The sequence below is a fragment of the Kitasatospora sp. NPDC007106 genome, from assembly GCF_040634455.1.
In the GTDB taxonomy this organism is placed as follows: domain Bacteria; phylum Actinomycetota; class Actinomycetes; order Streptomycetales; family Streptomycetaceae; genus Kitasatospora; species Kitasatospora arboriphila.
Window position 1 is genome coordinate 1 of sequence record NZ_JBEYFP010001470.1, and the last position, 1,024, is coordinate 1,024.

The 1,024-nt window shown below is 74.2% G+C and carries 1 protein-coding gene; it reads right to left on the bottom strand.

Annotated features, from left to right (window positions below):
• A partial coding sequence (locus ABZ641_RS39360; RefSeq protein WP_359989554.1) for an LLM class flavin-dependent oxidoreductase occupies positions 1-817 on the bottom strand: 817 nt, incomplete at its 3' end.
• Positions 818-1,024 lie beyond the last annotated feature (207 nt).

The following is a 1,024-nucleotide window of genomic DNA, read 5'->3' on the forward strand; positions in this document are numbered from 1 at the left end:
GACGGCGCAGGAAGGCCAGGCCGCTCGCGGCGCGTTCCTCCCAGCCCTTGCCGAGGACCTCCCGGATCGCGCCGACCGTCCGGTGCGCCTTCTCCCAGGCGAGTTCCTCGGTGGCGGCGATGATCGGCCGGAACGCGACCTGGATCCGCGGGGTGTCGGTGCGGCCCGCGGCGCGGGCGGCCCGCTCGACCTTCTCGATCTGCTCGGCGGTGCGGGCCAGCGGCTCGCCCCACAGGCAGTAGACGTCCGCCTCGGCCCCGCCGGCCGCGTACGCCGCCTCCGAGGAGCCGCCGAACGACACGCCCGGCCGGGGCTGCTGCACGGGGAAGACGTCGGAGACGAAGTCCTCGAACCGGTAGTGGGTGCCGTGGTGGTCGAACGGCTCGTGCGAGGTCCAGGCCCTCTTGACGATGCCGATGTACTCGCGGGTGCGCTCGTAGCGTTCGTCCTTGGTGAGGTAGTCGCCCTCGCGGCGCTGCTCGTGGTCGTTGCCGCCGGTGATGAAGTGGACGGTCAGCCGGCCGTCGCTGATCCGGTCCAGGGTGGCGAAGGTCTTCGCCGCGAACGTCGGGTACGAGACGTTCGGGCGGTGCGCCAGCAGGATCTGCAGCCGGTCCAGCTTCGAGGCGAGGAAGGCGGCGGCCGCGGCGGGCTCCGGCGAGCCGGCGCCGTAGGCGAACAGCACGCGGTCCCAGCCGTTGTCCTCGTGGGCGCGGGCGAGCCGCAGGGTGTACTCGCGGTCGAACGCGGCGGTGGTGCGGGGCGTGGTCTCCGAGCCGTCGCCGGTGGCGGCGATGCCGAGGAACTCGACGGGCATGGGGCGGGCCTCTCTACGGTGGGCGGGCACGGCGGAGCACGCGCGCGGCGGGGCGCGCGGCAGGGCCGCCCGGACGTACGGGTGGGTGGACGGACGGGTGCGCGACGGACGCCGACGGTGCATCGGCGGGAGCGGGTGCGCGGAAGGGCATCCCGGATCAAAGCTCGGTTGACAGCTCCCCGGGGCCTATCGCGGCCTCCCACGTCC